The sequence below is a fragment of the Litchfieldia stipae genome (assembly GCF_014837155.1).
Classification (GTDB): domain Bacteria; phylum Bacillota; class Bacilli; order Bacillales; family Bacillaceae_L; genus Litchfieldia.
In genome coordinates, this window is record NZ_JACYHA010000023.1 from 19,045 (window position 1) to 32,862 (window position 13,818).

Genomic DNA, 13,818 nt, shown 5'->3' on the forward strand with positions numbered 1-13,818 from the left:
ATAGAGGTTGTCCAATGCAAGTAGTGAATACTTGTAGGACAACCTCTTTTTTATTGTGGAAAAATAGGTGGTACATCCATATAAGGTGCTTCAACTTGAATAACCTCATTTGTAATTGGATGTGGAAATTGTACATACTTCGCATGCAGTGCCTGTCTAGAGAAAACCTCTTTGCCCCCATAGAGAATATCCCCAACCAAGGGATACCCTAAATGACTCATATGAACACGTATTTGATGAGTTCTTCCCGTTTCAAGCTGAAGCTCGATAAGTGTCATCTGTTCACTAGGAAGTTTCTCAATGACCTTGAATCTCGTTTTTGCCTGCTGCCCAGATGGGGAGACACGTCTTCTAGTTGGATGATGGCGATCTCGACCGATGGAGGCATCGATCGTTCCTGATTTCTGCTTGATGATTCCATGGACTAGTGCATAATAGGTACGTTTGATCTCCCTGCGTTCAAGCATACGATCCAACACGGCTGAAGATAATCGATCCTTCGCAAAAAGAATCGCACCTGTTGTATCTTGATCAAGACGATGAACATGCCTCACCTTTGTCTGTATACCTTGGGCTTGATAATGAAAAGCAACTGCATTTGCAAGTGTCCCTAATTGCCCTTCTGTTGTTGGATGTGTATCCATATTAGCTGGCTTATTCACGACTAACACATGATCGTCCTCATAAAGGATGTTTAAATCGGTATACTCTGGAATCAACCCGTAGTCCTCATCCACAAATAATTGAATTTGAAGGGAATCGGATGTTTTTACTGTATTGCTCCAGGGGAGGGTATCATTATTTAGCTTTACCCCTTTATTCATACGGATTTCGTGTAGTAAGGATTTAGGAATATGTAGTTTTTCTTTAAGAATGTCTTCAATTTTAAGTCCTGACCATTCTACGGGTACTGCTATTTGTAACCATTGTCCTCTTTTCGCTATTTTCAAAGATAATCACCTTTCAATCTAAATGTACGTAAGCTCTATTATATCGAATGGTAACGTTAGAAGGAAATGAATATAGAGGAAAGACTTACCTTACCATTTGAATGTAGCCCTATGTTATTCTATTAGTAGCAAAATTGGAAGACTAGACAGTAAGGTGGTTTTAGGGTGAAAATAGTATGCGCATCTACTCCAGAACAGGAAAATTATATAAAGGAATTAATTGAATATATTTATTCTGAGATTTTTCCTTTACATTTTTCTGATGAGTATATTATCAAAATGGAAGCAATTAATGTATTAGCACCGAATGAGGAAGATCTTCAGTATAATGGGACGATGAAAGAGGCATTCCAACTTATCTCAAGCTTGCAGGCTTTAATTGCTGTGATGGAAACTGTTCAATATGAGATGATTGAGCGTACTCACGAAGATATTTTTTCTAAGAATGTGATGATTTTAAATGAATATGGGTATTCGTTTCCTTTTACGTTGGATCAATTTACAACGTTGAAGCATGAGGTAATAAGTAGGTATTCTAAACCGACTAATCTATATTTAGCGTAATTATAATGAAAAAGGCTTTCCCTTTAGTGCTGGTGCACTGGTGGGAATGCCTTTTTTTTGTTGATAAAATGCCGCAGTCTGGATATACTCCGCGTCCTCTCGGGTAGCACTAGTCCCACGGGAGTCTCCATATATTCAGCCTGCTAGTGTGGTGAATCACCATTCTCTTAGAGAACCCGTCTATTTTTCTACTTCTAGTTCACTGAACCAAGTTCTAAAGGTTTCTTCTTCTTGGTAGCTGTCGATGCGCTTTACTTCTTTACCATCTACAAAGTGAATGATGGTTGGGGTTACGTCGATTCCGTATTCGTTCCAGCCAGCTTGGAATTCGAGTAGATTGAATTTCTTCAGGTCTATTCCAAGTTCTTCTGCTAATGGTACGACGACTGGTGTGGAAGCTTGGCAAGCTGGACAGGTAGGACTGTAGAAGTAGACAGTTTGTGTTTCCCCAGCTTCTAGACTAGCTTTTAATTCCTCTGGTAGGATTTGATTTTGATAATTAGGATCATCTAATTGATCTGTAGTTGCTTGGTTTAAGGTATCTTTCCCATAAGGATTCCCTTTTACTTTTTCACTGTTTGAATAGGTGGTGACAAAAGCCAGGGCACCAAATAATACAATAATTATAGATGTAAAGATAATTAGTTTCTTCACGATTATTTCCCTTCTTTCAGTTGTTTCATCATTAAATAACTACAAATTGAGATGATAATAAAGGCCACTAATGCTAAAAAAGGAATAGTGATAAAGCCAAGCCAATTAATATACTGTGTATTACATGGAACGATCCCACATGAAAGTGAATGCTCACCAAGAAATGGTACCTTCTGAACTAAGTAATGATAGAAGGAAGTGCATAATCCAATCACAGAAAGGACGAATGTATAGACTGAAACACCATAATCCTTTTTTACAATGCTAATCGCAAGGAGAATGACTTGTGGATACATCAAAATCCGTTGATACCAGCAGAGCTCACAAGGAATAAATAACATAATCTCGGAAAAATATAGACTTCCTAATGTAGCAATTAACGCAGCTGAAAACGCAATAAGCTGATATGTTTCTAATTTCTTCTCATAACTTTGACTCATTCCTGCTTATTCCTCTCTGATTGTGCATTTGATAAATATATTAAAGCATACAACTATATAGTATAACAATTAGAAAGAATGGATGAATAGGGAAAAAAGAAGGGGTAATAGCTCGCAAAGGTTTATTTTTATATGAAAAAGGGAACAAAAGAGTCAAAAGCCTGGTCAATCAAGGGGGATGAATGATGTCAGAGAAAATTGATTTATCCAAATTTGAAAAGAAGATGATCATCAGAAACATCGAGTTTAAGGATATAGAGGACATTATCAAACTACAAGAAAAGTGTTTCAAAGGAATGGTACCTTGGGAGAAGGAGCAATTAATTAGTCACCTAGAGCATTTTCCTGAAGGTCAAATATGTGCTGAGTTTGACGGAGAAATCATTGGTTCTTGCTCAAGTTTGATTGTGAATTTTGACGAATATGATGATCGCCACACATGGGATGATATTACCGATGAAGGCTATATAACTAATCATAATCCTGATGGGTATAATCTCTACGGTATAGAAGTCATGGTACACCCAGATTACCGTGGGATGAAAATTGGTAATCGCTTATATGAAGCAAGGAAGGACCTTGCCAGAAGACTGAATTTAAAGAGCATTATCATTGGTGGAAGGATTCCTAATTTCCATAAGCACTCGAGTGAATTATCTCCTAGAGAATACGTTCAACAGGTGATGCTTCACAAATTATATGACCCAGTGTTGTCCTTCCAACTAATGAATGGATTTACATTAATGAGGATCAATCCAAACTATTTACCAGATGATTTTCAATCGGATAAATATGCGACCTTAATGGAATGGAATAACATTGATTACATCGGGAAAACAAAGCAGCATTACAAAACATCCTTTCCAGTCCGTATTTGTGTTGTTCAATATGAAATGAAGCTGATTGAGTCTTTTGATGAATTTGCTAAGCAAGTTGAGTACTATACAGATGTGGCTTCAGATGCAGGAAGTGATTTTGCTGTTTTTCCTGAAATTTTCACAACACAGCTAATGTCCTTTATGCAAGAGAAATCACCAAGTAAGGCGATTCAACGAGTGACGGAGTACACAGAAGATTATATTCAATTATTTACAAGCTTAGCGGTTCGATACAATGTTAATATCATTGGTGGTTCTCATTTTGTAGAAGAAGACGATAAGATTTATAATATTGCTTATCTTTTTAGACGAGATGGAACAATTGAGAAGCAATATAAGCTACATATTACACCGAACGAACGGAAATGGTGGGGGATTAGTCGAGGGGATAAAGTTCGAGTATTCGATACCGATTGCGGGAAAATTGCAATCCAAATTTGTTATGATATTGAGTTTCCAGAGCTTGCTAGAATTGCCACAGAGCAAGGAGCCAAAATCATCTTCACCCCGTTTTGCACTGAGGATCGTCAAGGCTACTTAAGGGTAAGATATTGTGCACAAGCAAGAGCCGTTGAAAACCAAATCTATACAGTTATTGCTGGAACTGTTGGTCATTTACCAGAAACAGAAAATATGGATATTCAATATGCACAGTCAGCGATTTTTGCTCCATCAGACTTTGAATTCGCGAGAGATGGAATTGTAGGAGAATGTAGTCCCAATTTACCGATGGTTGTCATTGGTGATGTAGACTTAGAAGTGTTAAGACGACAACGCCAATCAGGAACGGTTCGCCAGCTGAAGGATCGAAGACGTGATATATATCATATTAACTATAAGCAATAGCTATGGAAAATGTCGGACTTAATGAAGTCTGACATTTTTTGTTGAGGATAAATTAGGTCAAAAGTCCTGTTGATGAATAAAAAACATATAAAATTCATAAACATTTCCTCAATGAAAATGGGTCCGATGGTATAATGAAAACGAATTCATAAACTGGAGCTATGGGGGAAAAATGACGTGTTATTAAAAAAACAATTACTGAAAAAAAAGAAAAAGACAAATGGGCAGAAGAGGACGTTTCAATTCAATTCTGTGGGGATGAAATTATTTGTATTATTTTTCATTAGCATTGTAGTTTGTGTCGTCGCAGTGGGGCTTTTCTCTTATACAAATTCGAAAAAAGTCATTGAGTCAAAGGTGTCTGAAGGTAGTCAACAAACGATTACTCAGACGGCTGAAAAGCTAAATATTGTATTTGATGATTATGTGAAGCGAACCGTGAGTTTAATCGTGGATCAGGATTTAATGAAATTTCCTGTAACCGCTTCAAGTTCTGATAATGAGTTTGATCGATTAACAGCTATTAAATCAGCAGAGGACAGGCTGAAAAGCTACCTGTATGTCAATAAAGAGATCGCTTCCATTTCAATTATTCCGATTGATAAGGACAAGGAAGAGATTTCAACAGAGATTGCTGTACCTGATGAAATTAGGAATTCCAAGTGGTTTGAGGATAGCATCGCATTAGATGGAACTCCAAGATGGATTGAATCTAATCAAGAAGGGATTCTAGGAAATGGAGAACCAACCTTTGGACTTTCCCGATTGGTGAAGCTAGCCAATGGAAATTATCAGTTTGTACTCCTCATGGAAATCAAGCTTTCCCAACTTGGGGAATATTTAGAGTCAGCTCAGCTAGGACAAGCGGGTTATACGATGGTAATTAATGAGGAGAATCAAGTCATTTACTCTCCAGATTCTGAATTAATCGGAACAGAGCATATTATAGATGATGCTGAAATGATTAAGGTATCTAATCAGATAGGTGAATTCAACTGGGATGTGGCTGGGGCTTTTCCTAAATCAGAGTTAGCCGATGAAACAAACTCAATTAGAATACTAACAATCTTAATGGCATTAGCTGCTGCACTCATTGCTGTTGTGATAGGTTTTGTTGTCGTGAAAATGATTGGAAAACCAATTACACAGCTTAGCTCATTAATGCTTGAAGGAATAAGAGGGAATCTAACAGTTCGTTCATCAATTAAGAGCAAGGACGAAATTGGACAGCTAGCACAGAACTTTAATGACATGATGGACCAAATCACTCATTTAGTGAATCAGGTAAATGAAGCAACTGAAGAGGTTCTAAGTACAGCAACTGAATTAACAAAAGCATCTCAGCATACAGCAGAAGCAGCAAGAGAGGTTGCTACAGCAACAGAAGAAATTGCTTTAGGGGCATCAACATTAGCATCTGAAGCTGAAAAAGGAACATACATCACAACCACCATTTCAGATCAAATGAAAAAAGTCATTCAAACAAATGAATCATTAGGAAGTACAGCTAATGAAGTAAATATGGTCAGTGAACAAGGTACAGTCTATATGAATGAACTTATTTCAAAAACTAATTCAACAGAGCAAATGAACCTTGCTATTCTTAACAAAGTAGATGAATTAAAAGAAAGTACAAAATCGATTCGTAAAATTTTGGATTTGCTTAATAATATGACTAAACAAACCAATATCCTATCTCTGAATGCAGCAATTGAAGCGGCAAGAGCTGGTGAAGCAGGCAGAGGATTTATGGTCGTTGCTGATGAGATTAGAAAATTGGCTGATCAATCAAGTCAATCAATTAAAATAGTCGGAGAAATTACCGATGGCATTCAACAGGATATTGATGAAACCGTAGATGTGTTATCAACAGCATATCCACTTTTCCAAGAACAAGTGACAGCAGTGAAAGAATCAAATACCATCTTTTTATCTGTAAAAGAGGAAATGTTTAGCTTTTTAGATGAACTAGGTATCGTGTCGCGCTCAATTTATGAGCTTGAGAACTCACAATCAACATTATCAAGCGCAATGGAAAATGTGAATGCGGTGGCAGAGGAATCTTCCGCTACATCAGAAGAAGTAGCTTCACTAAGTGTCCAACAATTAAGTATTGGAGAAAATTTAATCGACCTTTCAACAAAATTAGAGAAAGTAAGCCAAGAATTAACATCCTCGCTTCAAAAATTTAAGCTATGAGTTGATGGATTGGTGTTTGGATGGTAATAGTACTAGTGCTAGTGCCCTGATTAAGGGGGAGATTGCTAGGTGGGGGTGCTAGAACGCGTGAGTAGTGCCCTGATTCGTGTGGAGCAGACTGGATGGGGTTGCTAGTGCGCGTGAGTAGTGTCCTGATTGGTGTGGAGAAGAGTGAATGGGGGTACTAGTGAGCGCGAGTAGTGTCCTGATTGGTGTGGAGCAGACTGGATGGGGGTACTAGAACGCGTGAGTAGTGGCTTGATTGGTGTGGAGCAGACTGGATGGGGGTACTAGAACGCGTGAGTAGTGCCCTGATTCGTGTGGAGCAGACTGGATGAGGGTACTAGAACGCATGAGTAGTGGCCTGAACGGAGTGGAGAAGTCCTGATGAGGGTACTAGAACACGTGAGTAGTGACCTGAACGGAGAGATGAAGCCTGAATGGGGGTACTAGTTCGCATGAGTAGTGCCCCCAATCAAGGCATGGATACTATGAAAAGGATAGCAGAGCGCCAGAATAGCTCTCAATCATCCAATTAATTCCAAAATAAGAGCTACAGACCCTCAACATAATCCCCCAATCACCAAACCCACATCAAAAAATTACAAAAAAATCAAATATAAAAGGTTTTCAATGATTTTATGATAAAATGACATATACTGACATCATCTTGTTGCAGGAATCCTTCAAAAGATGGAGAATAAGAAATGGTAACAAAGTTACATATTTAAGGAGGAACAAAATGAGCTGGAAAGAGAAATATGATTTATGGACAAACACATCAAACCTAGATGATGAAATAAAAGCATTACTAGAAGAGAAAAAAGACAATCCGAAGGAGCTTGAGGATTGCTTCTATAAAAATCTTGAATTCGGAACTGGTGGAATGCGTGGAGAAATTGGACCAGGTACAAACCGAATGAATCTCTACACAGTTCGCAAGGCTTCGGAAGGTCTAGCAAGATTCATCGAATCAGCTGGAGAAGAGGCTAAAAAGAAAGGTGTAGTTATTGCTTATGATTCACGCCATAAATCTCCGGAATTTGCGATGGAGGCTGCGAAAACATTAGCAACCCACGGCATTCAAACCTATGTATTTGAAGAATTAAGACCAACACCAGAATTATCATTTGCCGTAAGACATTTACAAGCATTCTCAGGAATCGTTGTCACAGCTAGTCATAATCCTCCAGAATATAATGGGTACAAAGTGTACGGATCTGACGGCGGTCAATTACCTCCATTAGAAGCAGATGCAGTGATTGCCAAGGTAAATGAAATTGAAAATGAACTTACAATTCAAGTGGATGACGAAGCAACGCTTAAATCAGCGGGTCTAATTAAAATGATCGGTGAAGAAATTGACCAAGCATATACGGATAAGTTAAAAACAATCTCCCTAAATCCAACACTTTCTGAGGAAGTGGATTTAAAGATTGTCTTCACACCTTTACATGGTACTGCTAACAAGCCAGCACGAAGAGGCTTAGAAGCATTAGGGTACAAAAATATTACAGTTGTAAAAGAACAAGAGCTACCAGATCCAAACTTCTCAACAGTTACATCACCAAATCCGGAAGAGCATGCGGCTTTTGAATTAGCGATTCGTGATGGACTTGAGGTTGGTGCAGACCTCTTAATCGCAACAGATCCAGATGCAGATCGTTTAGGTGTCGCTGTGAAAAATGATCAAGGTGAATACACCGTTTTAACAGGGAACCAAACAGGTGCTATCCTTCTACATTATTTATTATCAGAGAAGAAGGAAAAAGGCATTTTACCTGAAAATGGGGTTGTCCTAAAGACAATCGTTACTTCAGAAATTGGTAGAGAAATTGCTAAATCATTCGGGTTAGATACGATTGATACCCTTACTGGATTTAAGTTCATTGGGGAAAAAATTAAAGAGTATGAACAAACAGGTCAATACCAATTCCAATTTGGTTATGAAGAAAGTTATGGGTATTTAATCGCAGATTTTGCTCGTGATAAGGATGCCATTCAAGCGGTATTATTTGCTGTTGAGGTTGCTGCTTACTACAAGAAAAAAGGCATGTCACTATATGACGCGTTAGTATCGATCTTTGAAGAATATGGATTTTATAAAGAGGGCTTAGAGTCATTAACGTTAAAAGGAAAAGAAGGGGCTGAACAAATTAACAGCATCCTTTCAACCTTCAGAAGTACTCCTCCAACGGCTGTTGCTGGACGAAAAGTAGTAACAGTTGAGGATTATAAAGCTAGCGAAAGAATTAATGTTCAACAAAACGAAACTGTGGTCATTGATTTACCTAAATCAAATGTACTTAAATATTTCCTTGAGGATGGGTCATGGTTCTGCTTACGACCATCTGGAACAGAACCAAAGGTGAAATTCTACTTTGGAGTGAAGGGCAACTCACTTGCTGACAGTGAAGATGTGTTAAAAGCGATCAAAGAAGATGTGATGGCACAAATTCACGAGCTAATATAAGCATCAAAAAAGGAAGGGACTTTTAGAGGTCCCTTCCTTTTATTTATAGATACGCCGTTAATTCTTCGTCATCACTGAAATCATGTGAGGCATGATCAATATATCTTAACAAGGAATAGAGTTCGCGCTCGATAACCGAGTAATCTTTTTCAAAGTTATACGCATGTAGGAAATGCTCAATTTTCTTAGAAAGAAAATCGTCCTTCGTTCTGACCATAAGAATAAGTAGGTTATCCCATTGGGAACGATGTGTATAGTACAATGCTTTATCATAATCTGCTGTATTCATCACTAGTTGCCTCCTTTTTAGGAGTTAATACTAGTGTGTGGAGTTGTACAATTTTTTCTCACTGTAAATATTGGTCACATCGCCAAATAGGTGATTCCCTAAATTACCATTGTAATATCAAGGGTAGAGTGAAAACTAAGCAAAAAGAAGTCATTGGAGTGTTAAATAAATGCATCGAATATTTATTTGTATCCTCGGACTATGTCTCCTTTTTGTAAGTCCTGTTCAAGGGAAAACAGAGAAAATTGTTCAAACTTCCCAGATCTATACATATGAAAAAATGTTGAAGGATCTCTATTTATTATCGGAAAAATACCCGAATTTTATTGAATATAAAACAATTGGCAAATCAACTTTAGGTAAAGAAATACCAGCGATTAAACTTGGAGCAGGAAAGCAACACGTATTATTTGTTGGCTCACATCATGGAAGAGAATGGCTAACATCGACTTTGTTAATGAAAATGATTGAGAGCTATTCAGAGGCATACTATCAACATACAAAGGTTGGTCAATTTGATCCGAGGATATTAGACGAAGTCTCGATTTGGTTTGTGCCAATGTTAAATCCAGATGGAGTCGATATTCAACAAAAAGGAATGCTGGCCTTTCCACTAATTCACCAACAGCTTTTACTGGAGATGAATGGCAATGATTTGAATTTTAAGAAATGGAAAGCAAATGGGATTGGGATAGATTTGAATCGACAGTATCCAGCTGGATGGAAAGAGATAAAAGGAGATCACCCTTTTCAATCCTATCAATATTACAAAGGAACACAGCCTCTAGAAGCTGTCGAAGTGAATGCGCTTGTTCGCTTCATTCTTGAAGAGGATCCACTCATTTCAGTTGCTTACCATTCAGCAGGTCGAGTCATTTATTGGGCTTATAAAAATGATAAAAACAATGTGAATCGAGATAAAGCCATTGCATCCAAGCTTTCGACTCTAACGGGATATTCGCTTGCTAAACCTCCAAAGACAGCAGTAGGAGGAGGACTAACAGATTGGTTTATTACTCATTATAAAAGACCGGCATACACCATTGAAATCGGATATAGAGTAAAAGAAACAAACCTCCCATTGAGCATATTTCCTGAGGTATGGAAGCGAAATAATGGTGTAGGTCTAATGATTGCTGAACAAGCAAAAGTGATTAAACCACTCAACTAAAAAGATTATTTTTCTTCCATCGGGGTATGCTATCAATAAATATGTAACAAAGCAGGAGGTAGAAAACGTGGGAGAAAAATTTGTCCTTAAATCGTGCTTTATTACGATTTTTTGTAGCTTATTGGCTTTTGGGTTGATGAACACATTTGCGAGTGCAGAGCCTGAAGAACAGGCAGCAGATTATGAAAAATGGAGCAAAATTGCCATTGATGTCGTCAAATTAAATTATCCAGAGCGAAAGGTAAGTGACTACAGCTACAAAGGCAGAGAAGAAATTTCTGATGTCCAAGCAAAGGATACTTTTGAATTAAATACAGAAGGCGAACAGGGAACAATTAAGGTGAACGTTATCATCTTATTTAATCCAAAAACAGATTCACTTATATCGTTAAGCTTAGAAGAAATGAGGTAAAGTGCTTAGTGCATTTTATCTCTTTTTTATTACAACATAAAAAGAAAATCACATGATTCTGCATTCCTCTTTCATCATTTCATAGGTTTGTTCATAAAGTGTTTGTAAGGACAAAAAGGAGGAGATGGCAGTGAGAGAGGAAGATCGTAAAGCACTCGAGTATGCTATTGATGAAATCACTGAAATTGCAGATGGATTTGGTCTGGATTATTATCCGATGAGATATGAAATTTGTCCGGCTGATATTATTTATACGTTTGGGGCATATGGTATGCCGACGCGTTTTTCACATTGGAGCTTTGGTAAGCAATTTCACCGGATGAAATTACAATATGATCTTGGATTAAGTAAGATTTATGAGCTTGTGATTAATTCTGATCCTTGCTATGCGTTTTTATTAGATTCTAATTCACTTATTCAAAATAAGCTAATTGTCGCGCATGTTCTAGCACATTGTGATTTCTTTAAGAATAACTACCGCTTCAGTAACACAAAGCGAGACATGGTTGAAAGTATGGCTGCAACAGCTGAGCGGGTAAAGCATTATGAACATATCTATGGAACAGCAGAGGTTGAATCATTTTTAGATGCGGTTCTTGCGATTCAAGAGCATATTGACCCCTCACTTATGAGACCAAAGCTTGCATGGAGTCTGGACGATACAATAGAAGATGATGAAGAGGACATCCCGGCAAAATCAGTTTCACCTTATGATGATTTATGGTCATTGGATGACAAAGATAAGCCAAAACCAGTTCGAAAGAAGAAGAAAAGAAAGCTCCCTCCTCAACCAGAAAAGGATATTCTCCTATTCATTGAAGAATACAGCAGAGATTTGGAAGATTGGCAGCGCGATATTCTTACGATGATGAGAGAAGAAATGCTCTATTTCTGGCCACAGCTTGAAACAAAGATTATGAATGAAGGTTGGGCTTCGTACTGGCATCAACGCATCATTCGTGAAATGGACTTAACGTCTGATGAGGCGATTGAATTTGCAAAGCTAAATGCAGGTGTGGTCCAGCCATCGAGGACTCAAATTAACCCTTACTATTTAGGTTTGAAAATCTTCGAAGACATTGAGGAACGTTATAATAATCCTACAGCTGATATGATTGAGCGGGGTGTGAAGCCAGGATCTGGTCGAGAGAAGATGTTTGAGGTTCGTGAAGTGGAATCAGATATCTCGTTTATCCGTAACTATTTAACAAAAGATCTAGTCATGCGCGAGGATATGTACTTATTCCAGAAGCAAGGTCGTGACTATAAAATTGTCGATAAAGGCTGGGAGCAAGTACGTGATCAGCTAGTGAGCATGCGTGTTAATGGAGGGTTTCCATATATCACCGTTAATGATGGAGATTACATGAAAACGGGGGAGCTGTATTTAAAACATTGGTATGAGGGAATCGAACTTGATTTGAAATACCTTGAGAAGGTCATGCCATATCTTCACCAGCTTTGGGGAAGACCAGTTCATATGGAGTCGATGATTGAGAACAAGGGTGTTGTGTTTACGTATGATGGGAAGAGTGTGACTAGGAAATATGTATAAGGGATTGGGGAGCTGCTGAGGAATCAGTGGCTTTTTTAATACTTAGTTGACTAAATACTGTGCAATAAATATCTTCATTTTTAGGTAACTTGTGAAGAATATACTTAACCTCTAACGAGCAGGATAGTTCCACAAAAAGAGTATAAAACTGGGTATCTTTACTATATGTTTTAAGGTTTTATTGAGGAGGATTACCTGGAGGGAAACCTATCATTCAATGAAAAACTGGAAGGAATTTCTTTTAGAAAAAATTAAACGACCAGTTTTTATAACCGGCGTTATCTTTGTGAGTAACTACTGGGAGATTGTATTGCTTATTATTGGAGAATCTTTCATAGTAAATAGTGCCAACACTATATAATAATAAGTTACCTTATTCACAATTAAAAAACAGACTTCCCTAACTTTTGTTCAGTATATCGTAATTATGTCTGTATAAATGAACCTACGCTCCATTGTTCCGTGAACGGGAGTAGGTGATTTTTTGAAAATCAAATATAATAGTGTTAAAGGTAAAATAAATTTCACCTTTATAGTTTAATAGAAATAAACAGGGAGTGAATAAGATATGGAGAAACCCTTGGTTGGCGTTTTACCCTTGTATGATAGTGAAAAAGAAAGTTACTGGATGCTACCAGGTTACATGAAAGGGATTGAGGATGCAGGAGGAATCCCGATAATGTTACCGTTAACCACCGATGGTGAAGCGATCTTGAGATTAGCCAATACTTTGGATGGATTTTTATTTACTGGTGGTCATGATATAAACCCAAAGTTGTATGGTGAGGAAATAGGGGATAAATGTGGGGAAATATGCGTTGCACGTGATACAATGGAAGCAAAACTTTTTAAGCAAGTTATAGAGCTAGATAAACCAGCATTAGGGATTTGTCGTGGTCTTCAATTATTTAACGTCTTGTTAGGAGGAACCTTATATCAGGATATTCCAACTCAACTAAGTCATAGTCATATTAAACATAAGCAAAAGCCGCCATACACTGAACCAGTACACAATGTTTACATAGCTAAAAATACCTTGCTATATCATATTCTTCAAACAGATACACTAAAAGTGAATAGTTATCATCATCAGGGTATTCAGACTATATCGGAACAATTAGAGTCTGCCGCAACAGCAGAAGATGGATTGATAGAAGCAGTTGTCATGCCAAATAGGAAATTTACTTTAGCAGTTCAATGGCATCCTGAGTTCAACTACGAATTTGATGACGATAACTTTAAATTGTTTGTAGAATTTGTAAGAGCATGTAAGTGACCAAGGACAGTCCCTTGTTGTTTGTGGAAAGTATAAATATACTATTAGGAGCGATGCCTTAGTAAGGGGTCGATCCCTTGTAGCTAGTAAAGAAGATAGCTATTCTAGATA

12 protein-coding genes and 1 pseudogene are annotated in these 13,818 nt (G+C 37.7%); 9 read left to right on the plus strand and 4 right to left on the minus strand.

Annotation, left to right across the window (positions count from 1 at the left end; genetic code table 11):
• Nucleotides 1-50 precede the first annotated feature (50 nt).
• Complete coding sequence (locus F7888_RS19230) at nt 51-950, minus strand: RluA family pseudouridine synthase (protein WP_191782425.1); 900 nt, start codon at nt 948-950, stop codon at nt 51-53.
• A gap of 165 nt (nt 951-1,115) precedes the next feature.
• Here F7888_RS19230 and F7888_RS19235 point away from each other — a divergent pair, with 165 nt between their 5' ends.
• Nucleotides 1,116-1,514 carry a DUF5365 family protein gene (locus F7888_RS19235; protein WP_191782427.1) on the plus strand — a complete coding sequence of 133 codons (399 nt, stop codon included), beginning with the start codon at nt 1,116-1,118 and terminating at the stop codon, nt 1,512-1,514.
• 180 nt (nt 1,515-1,694) lie between these two features.
• Here F7888_RS19235 and F7888_RS19240 read toward each other — a convergent pair whose 3' ends face one another.
• The gene (locus tag F7888_RS19240; protein ID WP_191782429.1) at nt 1,695-2,168 is read right to left on the minus strand and encodes a thioredoxin family protein; all 474 of its coding nucleotides are present in this window, start codon (nt 2,166-2,168) and stop codon (nt 1,695-1,697) included.
• A 2-nt stretch (nt 2,169-2,170) separates the two neighbouring features.
• Nucleotides 2,171-2,608 (minus strand): disulfide oxidoreductase, encoded by a 438-nt coding sequence (locus F7888_RS19245; RefSeq protein WP_191782431.1) that lies wholly within the window; start codon nt 2,606-2,608, stop codon nt 2,171-2,173.
• A gap of 185 nt (nt 2,609-2,793) precedes the next feature.
• Here F7888_RS19245 and F7888_RS19250 point away from each other — a divergent pair, with 185 nt between their 5' ends.
• The 4 genes and pseudogenes from F7888_RS19250 (at nt 2,794) to F7888_RS19260 (ending at nt 9,004) form a co-directional block, all read left to right on the plus strand.
• Nucleotides 2,794-4,332 (plus strand): bifunctional GNAT family N-acetyltransferase/carbon-nitrogen hydrolase family protein, encoded by a 1,539-nt coding sequence (locus tag F7888_RS19250; RefSeq protein ID WP_191782433.1) that lies wholly within the window; start codon nt 2,794-2,796, stop codon nt 4,330-4,332.
• Between the two features lie 1,125 nt (nt 4,333-5,457).
• A pseudogene (locus F7888_RS23120) lies at nt 5,458-5,586 on the plus strand (HAMP domain-containing protein); the annotation flags it as partial.
• Complete coding sequence (locus tag F7888_RS23125; protein WP_412096019.1) at nt 5,587-6,531, plus strand: methyl-accepting chemotaxis protein; 945 nt, start codon at nt 5,587-5,589, stop codon at nt 6,529-6,531.
• Between the two features lie 742 nt (nt 6,532-7,273).
• A complete protein-coding gene (locus F7888_RS19260; RefSeq protein ID WP_191782437.1) occupies nt 7,274-9,004 on the plus strand; it encodes a phospho-sugar mutase in 1,731 nt (576 codons plus the stop codon).
• 43 nt (nt 9,005-9,047) lie between these two features.
• Here the strand turns inward: F7888_RS19260 and F7888_RS19265 are convergent, their stop codons facing one another.
• Nucleotides 9,048-9,293 (minus strand): YhdB family protein, encoded by a 246-nt coding sequence (locus F7888_RS19265; protein WP_191782439.1) that lies wholly within the window; start codon nt 9,291-9,293, stop codon nt 9,048-9,050.
• Nucleotides 9,294-9,462: 169 nt separating this feature from the next.
• Here F7888_RS19265 and F7888_RS19270 point away from each other — a divergent pair, with 169 nt between their 5' ends.
• The 4 genes from F7888_RS19270 (at nt 9,463) to F7888_RS19285 (ending at nt 13,707) form a co-directional block, all read left to right on the plus strand.
• Nucleotides 9,463-10,464 carry a M14 family zinc carboxypeptidase gene (locus F7888_RS19270; protein WP_191782441.1) on the plus strand — a complete coding sequence of 334 codons (1,002 nt, stop codon included), beginning with the start codon at nt 9,463-9,465 and terminating at the stop codon, nt 10,462-10,464.
• A gap of 67 nt (nt 10,465-10,531) precedes the next feature.
• Nucleotides 10,532-10,876 (plus strand): DUF3889 domain-containing protein, encoded by a 345-nt coding sequence (locus tag F7888_RS19275; RefSeq protein WP_191782443.1) that lies wholly within the window; start codon nt 10,532-10,534, stop codon nt 10,874-10,876.
• Between the two features lie 124 nt (nt 10,877-11,000).
• Nucleotides 11,001-12,431, plus strand: coding sequence for a SpoVR family protein (locus F7888_RS19280; RefSeq protein ID WP_225228904.1), 1,431 nt, complete (start codon nt 11,001-11,003; stop codon nt 12,429-12,431).
• 568 nt (nt 12,432-12,999) lie between these two features.
• A complete protein-coding gene (locus F7888_RS19285) occupies nt 13,000-13,707 on the plus strand; it encodes a gamma-glutamyl-gamma-aminobutyrate hydrolase family protein (protein ID WP_191782447.1) in 708 nt (235 codons plus the stop codon).
• The last annotated feature ends 111 nt before the right edge of the window (nt 13,708-13,818 follow it).

Bases quoted from the DNA above. Each gene is read 5' to 3' on its own strand.
- F7888_RS23125 (WP_412096019.1), top strand. From the start codon at position 5,587: ATGGACCAAATCACTCATTTAGTGAATCAGGTAAATGAAGCAACTGAA.
- F7888_RS19245 (WP_191782431.1), bottom strand. From the start codon at position 2,608: ATGAGTCAAAGTTATGAGAAGAAATTAGAAACATATCAGCTTATTGCG.
- F7888_RS19260 (WP_191782437.1), top strand. From the start codon at position 7,274: ATGAGCTGGAAAGAGAAATATGATTTATGGACAAACACATCAAACCTA.
- F7888_RS19265 (WP_191782439.1), bottom strand. From the start codon at position 9,293: ATGAATACAGCAGATTATGATAAAGCATTGTACTATACACATCGTTCC.
- F7888_RS19280 (WP_225228904.1), top strand. From the start codon at position 11,001: ATGGCAGTGAGAGAGGAAGATCGTAAAGCACTCGAGTATGCTATTGAT.
- F7888_RS19270 (WP_191782441.1), top strand. From the start codon at position 9,463: ATGCATCGAATATTTATTTGTATCCTCGGACTATGTCTCCTTTTTGTA.
- F7888_RS19250 (WP_191782433.1), top strand. From the start codon at position 2,794: ATGTCAGAGAAAATTGATTTATCCAAATTTGAAAAGAAGATGATCATC.
- F7888_RS19285 (WP_191782447.1), top strand. From the start codon at position 13,000: ATGGAGAAACCCTTGGTTGGCGTTTTACCCTTGTATGATAGTGAAAAA.